Below are 19,613 nucleotides of genomic sequence, written 5' to 3'. Positions count from 1 at the left end.
CTGCAAGAAGACAGATTTGGCAAGCCGTCGTCCCTATTTCGCTGCGATGGCTCTTATCTAGCCGATATCTTTGCCAACTGGCGCTAATATCCTGGCAGGGCGTAACGGGGCGTAATGCGCGTTATGACAGGGCACTGCAGGGGATTCCATGGACGAGACACAACTGGAAGATTCGGCCACCGCTGCCGAATTGAAAATCGACGTTACCCTGATCGCCAAATTGAACTTGGCGGACTTTCAAAATGCGGTCCCACTGTTGCGGGATCTCTGGCTGGTCAACGAGACCGATCAGAAGCATGAGCAGGTCGAGTTGGTCCTGACGTCCGATCCGCCCTTTCTGAAGCCGCGCCGTTGGCGGATCGACGCGCTGGCCGCGGGCTCCCGCTATCCGATCCGCGACCTGGACCTGAATCTGGACGGCGGATTGCTGGCGCGGCTAACCGAGGCCGAGACGGCCACGGTCTCGCTGGCCTTGCGCTCCGTGGGCGCGGATGCGTCCATCCCGGCCCTCGCGCAGCGCGACAGCCATCTGGAGCTGCTGCCACGCAACCAATGGGGCGGCATCTCGCATCTGCCGGACTTGGTCGCCGCCTTCGTCCAACCCAACGATCCGGCCGTGGATCGGCTGCTCAAGCGAACCGCCGAGGTGTTGCGGCAGAACGATCGCAACCCCGCACTGGATGGCTACACCGGCGGCGCCAAACGCGCCTGGGAACTGGCTTCGGCCCTCTGGGGGGCCACGGCTGGCATGCAGTTGGACTATGCCCTGCCCCCGGCCAGCTTCGAGCAGTCGGGCCAGAAGGTGCGCAGTCCCAGCCAGATCGAAAGCTCGGGGCTGGGGACGTGTTTCGACCTCACGTTGCTGTTCTGCGCCGCACTCGAGCAGGCAGGGTTGAACCCCCTGTTGGTCTTCACAGAGGGCCATGCCTTTGCAGGTGTCTGGCTGCAACCAGAGGAGTTTTCCAACACGGTCGTCGACGACGTGACCGCTTTGCGCAAGCGCCTCAGGCTCAAGGAACTGGTGCTGTTCGAGACCACCCTGATCACCCAGCGCCCCACTGTCCCTTTCAGCTATGCCACCGAACGCGGTGCCCAGCAGGTTGATGAATCTCAGGATGCGGGATTCCGCCTGGCCGTGGACATCCGCCGGGCGCGGCTGCAGCGCATCAAGCCATTGGCCAGTGCGGAGGCGGCAGTTGCTACGGCGTCGGACACCAAAGGGTCACCGTCCACGCCCGCCGCGCCAAAGATCGAAGACGCGCCTGACCTGCCCGACAACGCGCCGGCCAATGCGGAAGATGCCAGCCAGCTCGATCCCAAAGACCGGCTGCTTCGCTGGCAACGCAAGCTGCTGGATCTGTCGCTTCGCAACAACCTGCTCAACTTCAAGGCCGGCAAGAAAGCACTCAAGCTGGAAGCACCTGACCCTGGCGCGCTGGAAGACATGCTGGCCAGCGGCCAGTCCCTGAAGCTGCGCCCGCGTCCAGACCTGATGGACGGTGCCGATCCGCGCGATCAGGCCATCTACGAAGCCCGCGAACGCGAGAACGTGCGCCGTGCGCACGCGCTGGAAGCCCTGCAGAAAGGCGAGGTTTTCGTTGGCGTTCCCGAGATCGAACTCGATTCACGCCTGGTCGATTTGTTTCGCAGCGCTCGCACGACTTTGCAAGAAGGTGGTGCCAACACGCTTTATCTCGCCCTGGGCTTCCTGTCCTGGACCCGCGAAGACCGTGACGGTCAGCGCTACCGCGCGCCCTTGATCCTGGTGCCGGTCAGCCTGCAGCGCAAGAGCGCCCGCTCGGGCTTCACGCTCAGCCTGCATGACGACGAGCCCCGCTTCAATCCGACCTTGATCGAGATGCTGCGCCAGGACTTCGAACTGAGCCTAGGCACGCTCGAAGGCGAACTGCCGCGGGACGATGCCGGCCTGGACGTCGCTGCGGTATGGAAGGCTGTCGGCCACGCCATCAAGGACATCAAGGGCTGGGAAGTGACCGAGGACGTTGTGTTGTCCATGTTCTCGTTCGCCAAGTACCTGATGTGGAAAGACCTGGCCGAGCACAGCGAACAGTTGCGAGAGAACCCGGTCGTGCGCCACCTGCTGGACACCCCGCGCGATGCCTATCCACCGGGCGCTCCGTTCCCGCAAGTGCGCGAACTGGACCAGCACTTCGACCCCAGGCAGGTGTTCTGCCCCTTGCCGGCGGATTCCTCGCAGTTGTCAGCCGTGCTGGCCGCCTCGCAGGGCAAGGACTTCGTCCTGATCGGTCCACCGGGGACGGGCAAGAGCCAGACCATCGCCAACCTGATCGCCCAATCCCTGGCACAGGGCCGACGCGTCCTCTTCGTATCCGAGAAGATCGCGGCGCTGGACGTCGTCTACCGGCGCCTGCGTGAAATCGGCCTGGGCGAGTTCTGCCTGGAGCTGCACTCGAGCAAAGCCCGCAAGCTCGACGTGCTGACGCAGTTGCAATCGGCTTGGTCCAGCAGTGGCCAGGCCGACGCCGAGCAGTGGCGGGCCGAGGCCGAGAAACTCAAACGCCTGCGCGATGCGCTGAACATCTATGTGGAACGCCTTCACCAGCGTCGCCGCAACGGCTTGAGCCTGTTCGGTGCCATCGGCACCGTCAGCGCGGGACACGACGTCCCGACACTTCACGTGGCCTGGCCCTCGGCCGATCAGCACGATCATGCTGGCATCGAACAGTTGCGCAGTGCCGTGGACCGCCTGGAAGTCAACGCACAGGCCATTGGCCATGCCGCGCTGGCGCAGCACCCCTTGGCCCTGGTCGGCCAGGGAGACTGGTCGCCCACCTGGCAGCAACAACTAATCGCCACTGCACGTGATGTGCTTCCCGCCGCCCAGGCGACGATCGAATCCGCCCAGGCGTTTGTCCAGGCCATCGGCCTGCCCTCGCCCACCTTGACGCCCGAAACCTGCGAAGCGCTGCTGCTCCTGGCCCAACGCCTGCCTGTGGCGGCGGGACATGATTGGCGCTTTGTCCTGCGGCCCGACGCACGCAGCCTGAGCCAACGCCTTCAGGAAGGCGCGGCACTGGTGCGCCGCCATGCGGAACTGAACATACAGCTGTCCACGCCGTGGCCCGCTTCTGTCATGACCGCCTGCGCCGACGGGCTGGCCCTGCTCGCCGAGCACCGGCAGACTCGCGCAGAACTCGGCGAGCCCTGGCCGATACGCATCACCGTGCAGCTCAACCAAGGGCTGGGCTTGCTGGCCCAACTCGGCGAGCACCACTCGGCAATATCGGCTCCCTACGGCAAGGCGATCGAACAGCTCGACGTCGCCCAGTTGCAGCAAATGTGGGAACAGGCCGAGCAGACGTTCTGGCCTAAGTCCTGGCTGGGTAAACGCAAGGTCACAGCACAACTGTCCAGCGCTATCACAGGCGGCGCGCAGCCCGACGTAGCCAACGATCTGCAGCATTGGAAGGCCATCCGCGCCTTGCGCCAGCAGATCCAGGCCATCGCTCCAGGCCAGCAGTGTGCGGACGTCTGGGCAGGACTGGAGACACAAGAGGACAAGATACGCACGGCCCTGCGCTGGCAAACCGCCCTGGCCGCCGTACGCGAAGGCCAGCCCTGGGAGGACGACGGCTTCGATGCCATCGCCAACGGCCAATGCGGGGCCGCCCTGCAAGCCGATCTGCAACGGGCACGGCGACTGCGCCAGCTCGACCAAGACATTGCGGCACAGGCATCGCTGGAAACGGCGACCGACGGCCTATGGGCAGGCCACGCCACACCAATCGACCGCATGCGTGCCGCACTCGACTTCCTGAGCGACTGGCGCAGCCATGCCCAGCTAGGTGCGTTGGATGCCCACACCTTGGTTGAGGAAGGCGCTTGCGGCCCCACGCTGACACGTGACCACCAAACGCTTCGCCAGCGGGCCGATACGGAACAAGCACTGGCCGCCCTGGACGACTTGCGCGAGTTCACCGCAGGCCTGTGGAAAGGTCTCGCCACCCACCTGGATGACCTCGAGCAGGCCTGCCAGCTCCGAGAGGATCTGGCTGCCGTGCTGGCCCGCCTGGCCACCACGCCCGAACAGATCTCTGCCTGCAAGGCACCGCTGCATACGCTATTGGGCGATGCCAATGCACTGCTGGAGCCCGGTGGTCGAATCGTGCTGGCCGGCGCTCGATACGTGGAGAAATGGGAACAGCTACTACCCCGGCGCGAGGCACTCGCGACAACCGGACATTTTGCCGAGGCCGCCCAGGCGCAGTGGCAGTCCATATCACTCGACGGGCTGATCGAGCAAAGCCAGTCCATCGTGCGCGCCGAACACGGGCTGCGCAGCTGGTGCGCATGGCGCCAGGCGCGCGACGAGGCGCTCGCACTCGGGCTGGCCACCCTGGTCCAGGCCATCGAGCAGGGCCGGGTCGGCCCGGACCAGGCACGCCGAAGCTTCGAGACCAACTACGCACGCTGGTGGCTCAACGCCGTGGTCGATCACGAGCCGGTCATTCGCGGCTTCGTCAGCGCCGAGCATGAACAGCGCATCCGCGATTTCTGCGAACTCGACGAACGCTTCACCGCCATGACCCGGGACTGGCTGCGCGCCCGCCTGTGCGCCGACCTGCCCTCGCAGGACAACGTCAGCCGCAACTCCGAATGGGGGCTGCTACGGCACGAAATGGGCAAGAAGCGCGCGCACCTGCCCTTGCGCGAACTGATGGCTCAGATTCCCGAGGCGCTGACCAAGCTCACGCCCTGCTTGCTGATGAGTCCGCTGTCCATCGCGCAGTATCTCCAGGCCGGAGCCAACGCGTTCGACCTGGTGATCTTCGACGAAGCTTCGCAGATCCCGGTCTGGGACGCGATCGGCGCCATCGCCCGCGGCCGCCAGGTCGTCATGGTCGGCGACCCCAAGCAGTTGCCGCCCACCTCTTTCTTCGACCGCGCCGAATCCGGGCTGGACGACGAAGACGTCGAGGCCGACCTGGAGAGCATCCTCGACGAGTGCATCGGCGCCAACCTGCCGACACGGAATCTGAACTGGCACTACCGCTCCCGTCATGAAAGCCTGATTGCGTTCTCCAATCATGCCTACTACGACGGCGAACTGGTCACCTTCCCCTCACCCGTCACCAACGATCGCGCGGTCAGCCTGCAGCCGGTCTCAGGCACCTACCAGAAAGGCGGTGCGCGGACCAACCCGGCCGAAGCGAAGGCGCTGGTCGCCGACGTGGTGGCGCGCCTGACGGCGCCCGGTTTCCGCGAAATCGGGCTTACGATTGGAGTGGTCACCTTCAATGCGGAGCAGCAAAAACTGATCGAGGACCTGCTCGACGAGGCACGCCGCCAGGATCCAAGGCTGGAGCCCTATTTCGCCGAGAGCGAACTGGAGCCGCTGTTCGTCAAGAACCTGGAGAGCGTGCAGGGCGACGAACGCGATCTCATCTATTTCTCCATCACCTACGGCCCGGACCCCGCAGGCCAACTGGCTATGAACTTCGGTCCACTCAACCGCCAAGGCGGCGAGCGCCGGCTCAACGTGGCTATCACCCGCGCGCGTCACGAACTGCGCGTATTCGCCAGCGTCCGCGCGGAGCAGATGGATTTGGCGCGAACCCAAGCCATCGGCGTGCGCGATCTCAAGCACTTCTTGGAATTCGCCGAACGCGGCGCTCGCGCGCTGGCGGAAGCGAACAGAGGCAGCCTGGGGGGCTTCGACAGTCCCTTTGAACAAGCCGTGGCCACCGCCCTGACCCGGCGCGGCTGGCAGGTCCAGCCACAGATCGGCGCCTCCTCGTTCCGCGTCGACCTCGGCATCGTCGATCCCGACGCCCCCGGACGCTACCTGGCCGGTGTGGAATGCGATGGCGCCACCTACCATCGCAGCGCCACCGCGCGCGACCGCGACAAGCTGCGCGAGCAGGTTCTGCGCGGCCTGGGATGGGACATCGTGCGGGTCTGGTCCACCGACTGGTGGATTGATCCGGCCGGCACGCTCGACAGGCTGGACGCCCGGCTGCAAGCCGTGCTCACGGCCCAGCGCAAGCGGCGCTCCGAACAGGCCGAGCACGAAGCTGAGGCCGAGCGCCTAGCGCAGGCGGCCATCGCGCAAGCTATGGCGTCAGTAACGAAGCCAGACGAGGAAACGGCGGCCCCAATCCAGGATGCGGGTCCGGTCGCACCAGAAGTCCCGGCGACAGCTCCATCGCAGCAAGTCGAGGAAGTCTTTGCTCGCCAGGTCTCCGCAGCACCAGCCCATGCCGGTATCGCAGAAACAACGCCACCCGAAGCCTCGCTCTATCGGGTCACCCACCCGGCCGAAGCGGTCGCCGGCGCTAATCCCGATCGCTTTTTCGACGGCGATTACAACGACACCCTACTGGCCATGATCGCCCACGTCATCGATCATGAAGGCCCCGTGCTCGACGCCCTGCTGGCTCGCCGCATCGCCCGTGCCCACGGCTGGGTACGTACAGGCGGGCGGATCCGCGAACGCGTGTTCCAACTTGCTCGGGCCCGCCATCGGACGACGGATGAAGAGGTCGGCACGTTCTACTGGCCCGAGCATCTTGATCCTGCAACGGAGCCGCCTTTCCGAGCGCCTGCCGACGAGGACAGCGTGCGAGCGGTCGACGAGATCAGCCTGCAGGAACTGGCTTCGCTGGCCCGTGCTGTGATCGCACAAGGAACGAAAGACGAAGCTGTGTATTACGCAATGGCGCGGAGACTGAGCCTCCAGCAGCTGCGGGCCTCCAGCCGAATGCGCTTGGAGCAGGCCGTGCATTCGACAGGGCATTAGGTAGACATTCTCAGGAGGGGAGCCATGCCACACCAGGAGGCGCTATCGTCGAACCCGGAACAGGGCCTTGCAACGCCCAAGATGGTCCCGGCGGAGCCTTGGCCGCAGGCATCCTCCGAGAGCAGCGAGTGATTGGATGGCGCCACAGAACTACTTGACCTGTCACGTCAGCAGCGCAACCTGCTACTCCTGCGGCCCATCTTCCAACTCGAGCGCTACAAGGCGATGCTTGGTGATGAGGCTAGTGGGGACAGGACACTGTTCCACGGCATCGATGCCCACTACCTCGCGTTGTCAGCGCAAATGTGCAAGGCCACGAAGATGTCCATCGCCTGCCGCGACAGTAGGAAGGTCTGGATCCGACCTCCGGGGGGCTTACCGTCAGTTCTGTCGCCGACCCGTTCTGCTGGTCGGCAATAGCCACAGATAGAAAACTCAACTTATACTTTTATAATCAAAAAGTTAAGTTACTTCTACCGATATCGGGCGATAGCCTCCGAAAGACGCTTCATCACTCCCACTCGATCGTCGCCGGCGGCTTGCCGGAGATGTCGTAGACCACGCGCGAGACGCCGCGCAGTTCGTTGATGATGCGGTTGCTCACCGTGCCTAAGAAATCGTACGGCAGGTGCGCCCAGTGCGCGGTCATGAAGTCGATGGTTTCCACCGCGCGCAGTGCGATCACCCATTCGTAGGCGCGTGCATCGCCGACCACACCGACCGACTTGACCGGCAGGAACACCGCAAATGCCTGGCTGGTCTTGTCGTACAGATCGGCCTTGCGCAGTTCGTCGATGAAGATCGCATCGGCCTTGGCCAGCAATTCGGCGTATTCGCGCTTCACTTCGCCCAGGATGCGCACGCCCAGGCCGGGGCCCGGGAACGGATGACGGTACACCATCGTGCGCGGCAGGCCGAGTTCGACACCGAGGCGGCGCACTTCGTCCTTGAACAATTCGCGCAACGGCTCGACCAGGCCCAGCTTCATGTGCTCGGGCAGGCCGCCGACGTTGTGGTGGCTCTTGATCACGTGCGCCTTGCCGGTCTTGCTGCCGGCCGACTCGATCACGTCCGGATAGATCGTGCCCTGCGCCAGCCACTTGGCATTGGCCAGCTTGTTGGATTCCTCGTCGAAGATATCCACGAACAGGTTACCGATGATCTTGCGCTTGGCTTCCGGGTCGCTGACGCCTTCGAGCTTGGCGAAGTAACGATCGGCCGCGTTGACGCGGATCACCTTCACGCCCATGTGCTCGGCGAACATCGCCATCACCTGGTCGCCTTCCTGCCAGCGCAGCAGGCCGGTATCGACGAACACGCAGGTCAGCTTGTCGCCGATCGCCTTGTGCAGCAGCGCGGCGACCACCGACGAATCGACGCCGCCGGACAGGCCCAGGATTACTTCGTCATCGCCCACCTGCTCGCGCACGCGCGCGATCTGGTCGTCGATGATGTTGGCCGCCGTCCACAGCGTCTGGCAGCCACAGACATCGACCACGAAGCGGCGCAGCAAGGTCTGGCCCTGCAACGTGTGGGTGACCTCGGGATGGAACTGCACGCCGTACCAGCGCTTGTCCTCGTTGGACATCGCCGCCACCGGGATGCGGTCGGTCACCGCGGTGACGGTAAAGCCCGGCGGCACCTGCGACACGTGGTCGCCGTGGCTCATCCACACATTGAGACGCGACGCGCCGGCATGATCGGTCAGCCCTGCGAACAGGGCATCGGCGGCCACCACATCGACTTCGGCATGACCAAATTCGCGCTGGTCCGCCGCCTCGGTCGCACCACCCAGCTGCGCAGCCAGCGTCTGCATGCCGTAGCAGATACCGAACACCGGCAAGCCGCTGTCGAACACTTCCTGCGGCGCGACCGGCGCACCCGGCAAGGTGGTCGACTCCGGACCACCGGACAGGATGATGCCCTTGGCGCCGAAACCGGCGATCTCGGCCGGGTCATGATCCCAGGCCCAGATCTCGCAATACACCCCGATCTCGCGGATGCGCCGCGCAATCAGCTGGGTGTACTGCGCGCCGAAATCGAGGATGAGGATCTTGTCGCTGTGGATGTTGGTCATTGGCGCCGGGATTGGGAATTCGGGATTGGAGATTGGCAACAGCGGGATGGCGGCGATGCGCCCTGCCGAAGGAGATGCGGCGGGCTGCTACGCGTCCCTAATCCCGAATCCCCAATCCCGCGCACGGGCATCAGCCCATGCGGTAATTCGGCGGTTCCTTGGTGATCTGCACGTCGTGGACATGGCTTTCGCGCTGGCCGGCACCGGTGATGGTGACGAACTTCGGCTTGGTGCGCATTTCCTCGATGGTCGCGCAGCCCACGTAGCCCATCGTGGCGCGCAGACCGCCGATCAGCTGATGGACGATGCCACCGACCGGGCCGCGATACGGCACGCGCCCTTCGATGCCTTCCGGCACCAGCTTGTCGGCATCGCTGGAATCCTGGAAATAGCGGTCCTTGGACCCCTTCTCCATCGCGCCCAGGCTGCCCATGCCGCGGTAGCTCTTGTAGCTGCGGCCCTGGAACAGTTCGACCTCGCCCGGGGCTTCCTCGGTGCCGGCGAACAGGCCGCCGACCATCACCGTGGAGGCGCCGGCGACCAACGCCTTGCCGATGTCGCCGGAGTAGCGAATGCCGCCATCGGCGATCAGCGGAATACGGTCCTGCAGCGCCTCGGCGACCATGTCCACCGCGGTGATCTGCGGCACGCCGACACCGGCGACCACACGCGTGGTGCAGATCGACCCGGGGCCCACGCCGACCTTGACCGCATCGGCACCGGCGTCCATCAGCGCCAGCGCGGCATCGCCGGTGACGATGTTGCCGCCGATCACCTGCAGCTGCGGATACGCCTTCTTGACCCAGGCCACGCGATCGATCACGCCCTGCGAATGGCCGTGCGCGGTATCGACGATGACCACGTCCACGCCGGCCGCGGCCAGCAGTTCGATGCGCTGCTCGGTGTCGCCGCCCACGCCAACCGCCGCGCCGACCAGCAGGCGCGTGGACCCGTCCTTGGCCGCGTTGGGGTTGTCGGTCTTCTTCTGGATGTCCTTGACCGTGATCAGGCCGCGCAGCTCGAAGCTGTCGTTGACCACCAGGATCTTTTCGATGCGGTTGCGGTGCAGCAGCTCCAGCACTTCCTCGTCACTGGCGCCTTCGCGCACGGTGATCAGGCGATCCTTCTTGGTCATGATGTGGCGGACCGGATCGTCGAGCTTCTTCTCGAAGCGCATGTCGCGGCTGGTGACGATGCCGACCAGTTCGCTGCCATCCACCACCGGCACGCCGGAGATGTTGCGCGCGCGGGTCAGCTTGAGCACCTCGCCGATGGTCGTGTCCGGGCTCACCGTGAACGGCTCGGTGATGACGCCGGATTCGAATTTCTTGACCCGGGCCACTTCGCCCGCCTGCTGCGCAGGGGTCAGATTCTTGTGGATGATGCCGATGCCGCCCAGCTGGGCCATGGCCACCGCCAGGCGGTGCTCGGTCACTGTGTCCATCGCGGCCGAGAGAATCGGCAGTTTCAGGCGCAGATCGCGGGTCAGCCGGGTTTCCAGGCTGACGTCCTTGGGCAGGACGATCGAATGAGCGGGGACGAGGGAAACGTCGTCGTAGGTGAGAGCTTCAGCCTGGATGCGGAGCATCGGCGGACCCGAGTTTGGGGAAGCGCGGCATTTTACCCTGAAAGCCTTCACGAAGACACAACGCGACTGCAATGCAGCGTTACACGCGCCTCAGCCAGCCGCGTCGGCCGCTTCCAGCGTGTTCTGCATCAGCGTGGCGACCGTCATCGGCCCGACTCCACCCGGCACCGGCGTGATCCAGGCCGCACGTTGCACCGCTGCGTCGAAACCGACATCGCCGACCAGGCGACCGTCGTCCAGCCGATTGATGCCGACATCGATCACCACTGCGCCCGGCTTGACCCATTCGCCCGGAATCAGGCCCGGGCGACCGACTGCCACCACCAGGATGTCGGCATTGCGCACGCTGGCTTCCAGCACCTCGGGCGGGGTGAACTTGTGGCAGCTGGTGACTGTGCAACCGGCGATCAGCAGCTCCAGGCCCATCGGCCGGCCGACGTGATTGCTCACGCCCACGATGGTCGCGTTGCGGCCGCGCACCGGCTGATCGGTGTGCCCCAGCAAGGTCACGATGCCGCGCGGCGTGCACGGACGCAGGCCGAACTCGCGCAGCGCCAGGTGCCCGACATTCTGCGGATGGAAGCCGTCGACGTCCTTGCGCGGATCGATGCGCTGGATCAGGCGATTGGCATCGGGGATGCCCGGCAGCGGCAGCTGGATCAGGATGCCGTGGATCTTGGGGTCGGCATTGAGCTGGTCGATCAGCCGCGCCAGTTCGGCCTCGCTGGTGCCCTGCGGCAAATCGTAATCGAAAGCCTCGATGCCGACCTTTTCCGCGGCACGCCGCTTGTTGCGCACATACACCGACGAGGCCGGGTCGCCACCGACCAGCACCACCGCCAGCCCGGGGCGCGTCTTGCCGGCGGCAAGGCGCGCATCCACGCGCAGCTTCAGCCCGTCGAGCAGTTCCTCGGCGATGCGGCGACCATCGAGAAGGCGGGCCGGAGCAGAGGCAGCTGGCGCGGAAACGGTCATGGGGCGTCAGGTGTAGAGTCGAAGGCCGTCTATTGTCCCCGATTCCGTCATGACCGACACCACCTCGACACCCGATTCCATCACCACGTCCATCGAAGCGGCCGCATTTCGCCGTCTGTTGCAGCATCTCAACCAGCAGCGCCCGGATGTGCAGAACATCGATCTGATGATCCTGGCCGGCTTCTGCCGCAACTGCCTGGGCGACTGGTACCGCGAAGCCGCCGAAGCGCACGGCCAGCCGATGAGCAAGGAGCAGGCACGCGAAGCGGTGTACGGCATGCCGTTCGCCGACTGGAAACAGCAGCACCAGAAAGATGCCACACCCGAGCAACTGGAAGCCTTCGCGGCCGCTCAACGCCGGCACGGCTGAGCCGGTCGACTTGTCAGCTCAGGCCGGCAGCTTGGTGCCGGCCGCTCTATCACCCCAGGTTTTTTCTCGACCAGCCGAGGCAATCCCAGCGCCGAACCCGCTTCGGTGCTCGCCAGCCACACACGACTCAGTCGCGGGTCACGGCTTCGGGCTGAGTGGCCTGCGGCACCGCATCGGGATTGAGCGTGCGGCTCTCCCGCCGCGGCGGGGTGAACGGCGTGGGCTTGGGCACGGTCGGCGTGAGATTGCCGTACATCAGCCCTGCCACGGCGCCGGCACGCGTGTTGCCGGCCGCAATCTCCAGTTCGAACCGCTCGGCATCGCGCCGCCGGATCTCGCGCGCGATGGTGACCGCCTCGTCCTCGTCCACGCCCAGCTCGACCAGGGCCGCCTGCCCGAACGCCACTGCCGACTCAAAGGTCTCGCGAATCTGGTAGTCCACCCCGGCAGCGACCAACTGCAATGAGTGCTCACGGTCGAACGAGCGCACCAGCAACCTGGCGTGCGGGAACTCGCGCGTTGCCAGCTCGACGATGCGATTGGCCGCCTCGCGGTTGTCGATGCACACCGCGATCGCGCGTGCGCTATGCGCCCCGGAGGCGTGCAGCACATCGAGCCGGGTGCCGTCGCCGTAGTAGATCTTGAAACCGAACTGTTCTGCGCTCTGGATCATCTCGATGTCGTTATCGATGATGGTCACATCCACATCGCGCGCCAGCAGCGACTGGCTGGCAACCTGCCCGAAGCGCCCGAACCCGATGATCAGCACGCTGCCGGTCTGGCCATTGACGGCTTCCACGCCTTCCAGCGACGGCTGGGCGGCCGGCGTCAGCCGTCGCTGCAACAGCACGAACAGCGGCGTCAGCGCCATCGACAACACCACGATCGCCGTCAGGCTTGCGTTGACCTGTGCGTCGATGACGCCAGAGGCTGATGCCGCCGCGAACAGCACGAAGGCAAACTCGCCGCCCTGCGCCATCAGCACGCCCCGATCCAGCGCCTGGCGATGGTCGCTGCGCATCAACCGCGCCACCGCGTAGATGCACACGCCCTTGCCGAGCATGAGCGCCAGCACACCGGCCACGATCAGTCGCCAGTCGGCCGCAACCACATGCAGGTCCAGGCTCATGCCAACGCCCAGGAAGAACAGCCCCAGCAGGATGCCGCGGAACGGCTCGATATCCGCCTCGATCTGATGCCGGAAGGTGGATTCGGACAACAACACACCGGCCAGAAACGCGCCCATCGCCATCGACAGCCCGCCGACCTGCATCAACAGCGCCGCGCCCAGCACCACCAGCAAGGCCGCCGCCGTCATCACCTCGCGCGCCTTGGACGCGGCCAGGATGCGGAACAAGGGATTGAGCAGCCAGCGCCCCGCCACCACCAGGCCGACGATGCAGGCCAGACCGATGCCGATGTCCTGCCAGCGTTGCGTCGCCGCATGCGGGTCGCCATTGGCGCCCATCCAGGCCACGATCGCCAGCAGCGGCACGATCAACAAGTCCTCGAACAACAGGATCGCCACGATCTTCTGGCCCGGCGGCAAGGCGACATCGCCCCGCTCTGCCAGCAACTGCATCACCACCGCCGTGGAGGTCAGCACGAAGCCGGATGCGGTCACGAATGCCACCGGCGGCGTGAAGCCGAGCAACAGGCCGATGCCGGTCAGCACCAGCGCGCACACTGCGATCTGCAGCGTCCCCAGGCCGAAGATCTCCTTGCGCAGGCTCCACAGGTGGGACGGCTGCATTTCCAGCCCGATGACGAACAGAAACATCACCACGCCCAACTCGGCCACGTGCAGGATCGCCTGCGGGTCATCGAACAGGCCCAGGCCGAACGGACCGATCGCCAGACCCGCGGCCAGATAACCCAGCACCGAGCCCAGGCCCAGACGTCGAAACACCGGGATGGCGACCACGGCAGCGCCCAGCAAGGCCACCACGTTGATCAGTTCGCTGGATTCGGCAGGCTGGCTCATGCCGAGGATTCTAGCCGCAGGCGCGTACCACGGACTTGCACCAGCGTGCCACGCTGGCAAAGCCGCTTGACGTGTCGATCAGCCAGCGGTACGGCATTCCCGCCCAGCGAGGCCCCAAACGACGAACGACGCCGGATGGCGTCGTTCGTGGATGCAGGCGATGGCCAGGCAATCAGCCGCGCGCGTCGGCCTCGGCCAATGCGGTGCGCAGGATTTCCTTGGCCGGCCCGCCATGCTTCTCGTGCTCGAGCGCGAAATGCACGGTGGCCTCGATCAGACCGATATGCGCGCCGCAATCGAAGCGACGGCCTTCGAAGCGATAGGCGTCGACGGTTTCCTGCTGCAGCAGTCCGGCGATCGCATCGGTCAGCTGGATTTCGCCACCGGCGCCGGCGCCGGTCTCTTCGAGCAGCTCGAAGATCTTCGGGTTGAGCACATACCGGCCGACCACGGCCAGATTGCTCGGTGCCACTTCCGGCTTGGGCTTTTCGACGATGGCGTTGATGCGCCCCTTGCGACCATCGAACGCATCGGTGGCCACGATGCCGTAGCTGGCGGTCTTGTCGTGCGGCACATCCTCCACGGCGATGACGCTGCCACCCGAGGCTTCGGCCACATCGGCCATCTGGGTCAGCGCACCGGCGCCACGGTTCCAGATCAGGTCGTCCGGCAACAACACCGCAAACGGCTCGTCGCCGACCACGGCCTTGGCACATAACACAGCGTGACCCAGACCGAGCGCTTCGGCCTGCGTCACGAAAATGGCGCGCACGCCTTCCGGCAAGGCATGCCGCACCAGCTCCAGCTGTTCGAGCTTGCCGGCGCGCTCGAGCTTTTGCTCCAGTTCGTAGGCCTTGTCGAAGTAGTCGGCGATCGAGTGCTTGTAGCGATTGGTCACGAAGATCAGCGTGTCGCAACCGGCCTGGATGGCCTCGTCGACGGCGTACTGGATCAAAGGTTTGTCGATGATTGGCAGCATTTCCTTCGGCACCGTCTTGGTTGCCGGAAGAAAGCGGGTCCCAAGACCTGCGACGGGGAATACGGCCTTGCGAATACGCTTGCTCATTAAAGTCTTCTGACCTCACGTGCGGGGAATGGAACGACCGTATCAGATCGCGCGTCGACTTTCCGTCGAGCAGCCGCAAAATCCGGCATCAGACTGCCCAGCACAGTCTCCATCGCCTTGATGTCGTAACGGTTAACCGCCTCACGCAAGCGCGTCACCAGCTGCAACACCTGCTCGTGCGAGAACTCGCGCACACCGGCTTCCAGAATCTTGGGATGCGCGGTTGGGCGATAGTCTTCGTCGGAATAGAACAGGGTTTCGTGCAGCTTTTCGCCCGGACGCAGGCCGGTATAGAGGATCGCCACATCCTTGCCGGGCTGCTTGCCGGCAAGACGGATCATCTGCTCGGCGAGCAGGCGGATCGGCACCGGCTCGCCCATGTCCAGCGTATAGATCGCGCCATGCGAGGCAGAGGCCGCGGCCTGCACCACCAGCTGGCAGGCTTCCGGAATGGTCATGAAGTAACGCGTCACATCCGGATGGGTCACCGTGACCGGGCCGCCCTGGCGGATCTGCTCACGGAACAACGGCACCACACTGCCGGCCGAATCCAGCACGTTGCCGAAACGCACGGTGATGAAGCGCGTTGGCGCATCGCGCGCGTCCAGGCTCTGGCAGATCATCTCCGCATAGCGCTTGCTCGCGCCCAGCACGTTGACCGGCTCGACCGCCTTGTCGGTGGAGATGAAGACGAAGGTCTCGATGCGTGCGCGCTGGCATGCGCGCGCCACGTTTTCGGTGGCCAGCACGTTGTTGCGTACCGCCTCGCGCAACTGCTCTTCCAGCAGCGGCACCTGCTTGTAGGCGGCGGCATGAAAGACGGCATCCGGCAGCGCGGTGTTCAAGGCATGCGCGACCACCGCCGGGTCGCCACAATCGCCAAGCACGCGCACCACCTCGATATCGGGGAACAACCGACGCAGGTCCGAATCGACGGTCAGCAGCGCCAGCTCATCGATTTCCAGCAGCACGATGCGGCGCGCACCGTGCCGGGCGCACTGGCGGCAGACTTCCGACCCGATCGAACCACCCGCGCCGGTCACCATCACCGTCTTGTTGGTCAACCAGTCGCGAATCAGGCGCCAATCCGGGGTAACCGGCTTGCGGTTGAGCAGGTCCTCGATCGCGACCTCCTTCAACTCGCCGGGTAACGAGCGCCCTTCCAGCACGTTGATCAGCTTGGGCACCATGCGGAACGGCAGCCCGGTACTTTCGCAGATGGCCACCACGCGCTGCATGCCCGAGGCATCCAGCGACGGGATCGCGATGACCAGCAGTTTGGCCGCCGTCTCCTTGGCGATGGCTGCAGCCTGGTCCAGGTTGCCCAGCACATTCAGGCCCTGGATCTTGGCGCCATGCAGATTGTTGGCATCGTCCAGATAGCCGACCGGCACGAATGCGCCGGTGCGGCGCAGATCACGGACCAGACCCTCGGCAGCGCGGCCCGCGCCAAGGATCAACACGCGCTGCGCAGCATCGCCGGAGTGCGCGATCTGGTAATCCTTCCAGGCGCGATACAGCAGCCGCGGCGTGCCCAGCAGCGCAGACAGTGCGAACGGATAAACGACCAGCACCGACAACGGCACCCCGTCCAGGCGGTCATAGGACAGCGCCAGCACGATCGCGACCAGGCCGAGAAAACTCGACTTGAAGATGTTCCACAGGTCCGGCACCGAGGCGAATCGCCACAGCCCGCGATACAGGCCCATCTTCCAGAACACCAGGCCTTGCGCGACCAGGACCACCGCGGTGCGCCAATCCCATAACGGCAGATCGGGAGCCTCGCGCAGCATGGAGTAGCGGCCTGCATGCAGCAACTGCCAGCACACCCACACCATCAACAGGTCATGCAGCACCACCGCTGCTTGCGGCAGGGCCTTGGTCAAACGGTCACGCCAGGAAATCATAAAAGTCCGTTACTCAGGAATTGCGCAATCCATCGCGCAGGAAGTGCCAGATTGCGGTGGCACCCAGTCCCCATACCAGGGCTCCGGATACCTGCAGCCAAGTTGCATCATGACGAAGTAACACATACAAGCAGACGACGGCGACGCTGAAAGCGAAATAAATACCGGTTACCGGAACGTGCGTCTCAAGCCTGCGTGCCAGACGCTGATAGAGATGTTGGGCGTGTGGCTCCCACCACCGTTGCCCGGCGAGCATGCGAGACAGCAGCGTGAAGCCGGCGTCTACAAGAAATGCTGTCAGTGGCAACCAACTGATCCACCAGCTCACCTGGCCGCTGGCCACCGTCAGCGCCAGCAGCGCAGCCAGCACATATCCCAACGCACCACTGCCGCCATCACCCAGAAAGATGCGCGCACGCGGAAAGTTGAACGGCAAAAATCCCAGGCAGGACGCGGCGACGGCAAGACCGGCCCAGGCCCAGGCACCAGGCAAGACCGCAGCAAACGCCAGCGCGGCCAGCGCCGCCTGGCTGCTGGCCAGGCCGTTGATGCCGTCCATGAAGTTCCAGACGTTGATCAACACTACCGACGCCATGGCGGTGAGTACGCCATCCCAGAGCCTGCCGGTGTAATGGCTGACCAGCCAGCCCAGCATGACCGACGCCAATAGGTGGATCGCAAAACGCAGCCTGGCCGAAAGCGGACGATGGTCGTCCCACCAACCCACCCCGGCCACTAGCACCAGCCCGGCCGCGAACCAACCAAGAATCGGGCCTGCAGCCGGCCAGATCACGCCGGCTGCCACGCACCCGGACAGCAGCGCCGCCACGATTGCCATGCCACCGCCACGTGGGGTCGCGACCACATGGCTGCGGCGTTCACCCGGATGATCGAGCAGCCGCCGATGCAGCGCGTAACGTCGCAACAACCAGGTTCCCAGTGCCGCGACCGTCAGGTGCAACAGACACCACCACAGCCAGGCCTGCGGCATCAGACCACCGCGTAGTTCAACAGCGGCTTGACCGTGCCCCATTCCTTGCAACTCGGGCATTGCCAGTGATGGGTCTTGGCGCCGAAGCCGCAGCGGGTGCAGCGGTAACTCGGGTTGCGCACCAGCAACTGGTCGGTGATGTGCTTGAGGTCCTGCAAGGTGCCGACCGGGTCGCTGCCTTCGGCCAGGGTCAGGTCGATCAACGCCGATTCGCCGCGGACCGAGGGCCGGTCCTTGAGCTGGCGGCCCAGGTAGGCCAACGCAGGTGCCACACCGTCCTGGGCTTCCATCAACTGGGTCAATGCCAGCACCGGGGCGATGCCGCGATAGTGCTCGGTCATCTCGGACAGGAAATTACGTGCGCCGGCGATATCGCCGACCCGGCGATAGGCCGCCATCAATGCGGGAATGATCTCCGGCAGGTATTCCGGATCATGCCGCGCAGCGCGCTCAAACGCGCGCACTGCCGCTTCGTCGTGTCCGCGCTCGGCTTCGATGCGTCCTTCCAGAATGCCGGCGCGCACCGAGGTGCCATCGGCCTGGTAGGCACGCGCGATCGCCTGCAATGCTTCGTCGGGCTTGCTCAGGCCACGATAGCGGTCGGCCAGCTCGCACTCGAATTGCGAAATCAGCTTGCCCATCGGCTCGCCGGTGACTTCTTCGTAACGGGTGGCGTTGTCGATCGCCTTTTCCCAGTCGCGCTCGGCCTGATAGATGCCGATCAGGTGACGCAGCGCCTGCGGCGCACGCTGATCCAGTTGCGCCAGTTCAGTGAATACGGTCTCGGCGCGATCCAGCAGGCCGGACTTCATGTAGTCCTCGCCCAGCGCCAGCAAGGCCTGCACGCGCTGCTGATCGGTCAGGTCGGCGCGTTGCACCAGGCCCTGATGCAGCCGGATCGCGCGGTCGACCTCACCGCGGCGACGGAACAAATGCCCCAACGCGACCTGGGTCTCGAAGGTTTCCTTGTCCAGTTCGGCGATATGCAGAAACAGCTCGATCGCCTTGTCCGGCTGCTCGTTGAGCAGATAGTTCAGACCGCGAAAGTAGGTGCTGGACAGGCGACTGACCTGGGTATCGCCGTGGCGTTGACCACCGCGGCGGCCAACGACCCAGCCCCCCAGCGCTGCCAACGGCACGAACAGGAAGAACCAGATCCACTCGGTCAGAAAGTCCATACGCGCTTACAGTCCATCAAAGGGGCGCGGCTCGACTGCGGCAGGCGCAATGGGCCTGGCGTCGGCGCGACTGACTGCAACCGCCTTGTTGGCCTGGCGCAGTTTGGAATAGAGGGGAATGACCACGCTGACCAGCACCATGCCGGCGCCGATCAACACACCGACCAGCAGCGCGACGATGATCGCGATTCCGGAGGTCGTGTGCACACTGGAGAAAAGGAAGTCGAGAGTGACGTCCTGGGAATTGACCGCACCGATGATCAGACCGACCAGCAGGAAGGCCAACATCACCAGCAAGCGAAACACCTTCATGGCCAGACTCCGTCAAAAGAGGCTTAGCTTAACCGAGCCGACATAAACGCAGCGGCAGAATGACCTCAGTCAGCCGCATCCAGCAGATCGACCGGGACCACGGAGCTGACACGCTCGCGCAATTCCTTGCCAGGCTTGAAATGCGGAACATGCTTGCCCGGCAACGCGACCGACTCGCCGGTCTTCGGATTACGGCCAAGACGTGGCGGGCGGTAATGCAGCGAGAAGCTGCCGAACCCGCGGATTTCGATCCGATCACCATCGGAGAGCGCCTGCCCCATCATTTCCAGCAGCGATTTGACTGCCAGATCCACGTCGTCCGCCTTCAGATGCGCTTGACGTCGCGCCAGGATTTCAATCAATTCGGACTTGGTCATGGGAAGA

At 64.8% G+C, this 19,613-nt stretch carries 12 protein-coding genes; 2 read left to right on the top strand and 10 right to left on the bottom strand.

Going from position 1 to position 19,613, the window contains the following annotated elements; genetic code table 11:
- Positions 1–148 precede the first annotated feature (148 nt).
- Positions 149–6,781, top strand: a complete 6,633-nt coding sequence (locus tag ABQ137_RS17105) for a DUF3320 domain-containing protein (protein WP_349783238.1) — start codon at positions 149–151, stop codon at positions 6,779–6,781.
- Between the two features lie 511 nt (positions 6,782–7,292).
- On the opposite strand, the gene guaA is transcribed toward ABQ137_RS17105, so the two are convergent.
- The 3 genes from guaA to folD all read right to left on the bottom strand — a co-directional run bounded on the left by guaA (position 7,293) and on the right by folD (position 11,421).
- Positions 7,293–8,858 carry a glutamine-hydrolyzing GMP synthase gene (guaA, locus tag ABQ137_RS17100; protein WP_039521782.1) on the bottom strand — a complete coding sequence of 522 codons (1,566 nt, stop codon included), beginning with the start codon at positions 8,856–8,858 and terminating at the stop codon, positions 7,293–7,295.
- A gap of 130 nt (positions 8,859–8,988) precedes the next feature.
- Positions 8,989–10,446, bottom strand: a complete 1,458-nt coding sequence (gene guaB, locus ABQ137_RS17095; RefSeq protein WP_016903541.1) for an IMP dehydrogenase — start codon at positions 10,444–10,446, stop codon at positions 8,989–8,991.
- 90 nt (positions 10,447–10,536) lie between these two features.
- Positions 10,537–11,421, bottom strand: a complete 885-nt coding sequence (folD, locus tag ABQ137_RS17090; RefSeq protein WP_039521785.1) for a bifunctional methylenetetrahydrofolate dehydrogenase/methenyltetrahydrofolate cyclohydrolase FolD — start codon at positions 11,419–11,421, stop codon at positions 10,537–10,539.
- A 49-nt stretch (positions 11,422–11,470) separates the two neighbouring features.
- Between folD and ABQ137_RS17085 the strand changes: the two genes are divergently transcribed.
- On the top strand, positions 11,471–11,791 hold the full coding sequence (locus ABQ137_RS17085) for a DUF1244 domain-containing protein (protein WP_016903543.1): 321 nt from the start codon (positions 11,471–11,473) through the stop codon (positions 11,789–11,791).
- Positions 11,792–11,918: 127 nt separating this feature from the next.
- Here the strand turns inward: ABQ137_RS17085 and ABQ137_RS17080 are convergent, their stop codons facing one another.
- The 7 genes from ABQ137_RS17080 to ABQ137_RS17050 all read right to left on the bottom strand — a co-directional run bounded on the left by ABQ137_RS17080 (position 11,919) and on the right by ABQ137_RS17050 (position 19,606).
- Positions 11,919–13,775 (bottom strand): monovalent cation:proton antiporter-2 (CPA2) family protein, encoded by a 1,857-nt coding sequence (locus tag ABQ137_RS17080; protein ID WP_349783237.1) that lies wholly within the window; start codon positions 13,773–13,775, stop codon positions 11,919–11,921.
- A gap of 172 nt (positions 13,776–13,947) precedes the next feature.
- Positions 13,948–14,841, bottom strand: a complete 894-nt coding sequence (gene galU / locus ABQ137_RS17075; RefSeq protein WP_016903544.1) for a UTP--glucose-1-phosphate uridylyltransferase GalU — start codon at positions 14,839–14,841, stop codon at positions 13,948–13,950.
- The gene (locus ABQ137_RS17070; protein WP_024939212.1) at positions 14,841–16,748 is read right to left on the bottom strand and encodes a polysaccharide biosynthesis protein; all 1,908 of its coding nucleotides are present in this window, start codon (positions 16,746–16,748) and stop codon (positions 14,841–14,843) included. Before ABQ137_RS17070 ends, galU begins: the two co-directional genes overlap by 1 nt.
- A 13-nt stretch (positions 16,749–16,761) precedes the next feature.
- Positions 16,762–17,739, bottom strand: a complete 978-nt coding sequence (locus ABQ137_RS17065) for an MraY family glycosyltransferase (protein ID WP_104568392.1) — start codon at positions 17,737–17,739, stop codon at positions 16,762–16,764.
- Positions 17,739–18,917 carry a lipopolysaccharide assembly protein LapB gene (lapB, locus tag ABQ137_RS17060; RefSeq protein WP_016903547.1) on the bottom strand — a complete coding sequence of 393 codons (1,179 nt, stop codon included), beginning with the start codon at positions 18,915–18,917 and terminating at the stop codon, positions 17,739–17,741. The genes ABQ137_RS17065 and lapB overlap by 1 nt, the downstream gene beginning before the upstream one ends.
- 6 nt (positions 18,918–18,923) lie before the next feature.
- The gene (locus ABQ137_RS17055; protein WP_024939214.1) at positions 18,924–19,229 is read right to left on the bottom strand and encodes a lipopolysaccharide assembly protein LapA domain-containing protein; all 306 of its coding nucleotides are present in this window, start codon (positions 19,227–19,229) and stop codon (positions 18,924–18,926) included.
- Between the two features lie 65 nt (positions 19,230–19,294).
- Positions 19,295–19,606, bottom strand: coding sequence for an integration host factor subunit beta (locus ABQ137_RS17050; RefSeq protein ID WP_016903549.1), 312 nt, complete (start codon positions 19,604–19,606; stop codon positions 19,295–19,297).
- Positions 19,607–19,613 lie beyond the last annotated feature (7 nt).

Source organism: Xanthomonas sp. WHRI 8393, from assembly GCF_040203315.1.
GTDB lineage: Bacteria > Pseudomonadota > Gammaproteobacteria > Xanthomonadales > Xanthomonadaceae > Xanthomonas > Xanthomonas arboricola.
Note: the sequence above shows the minus strand (reverse complement) of the source record. Positions and strands in the feature narration are given on the sequence as shown.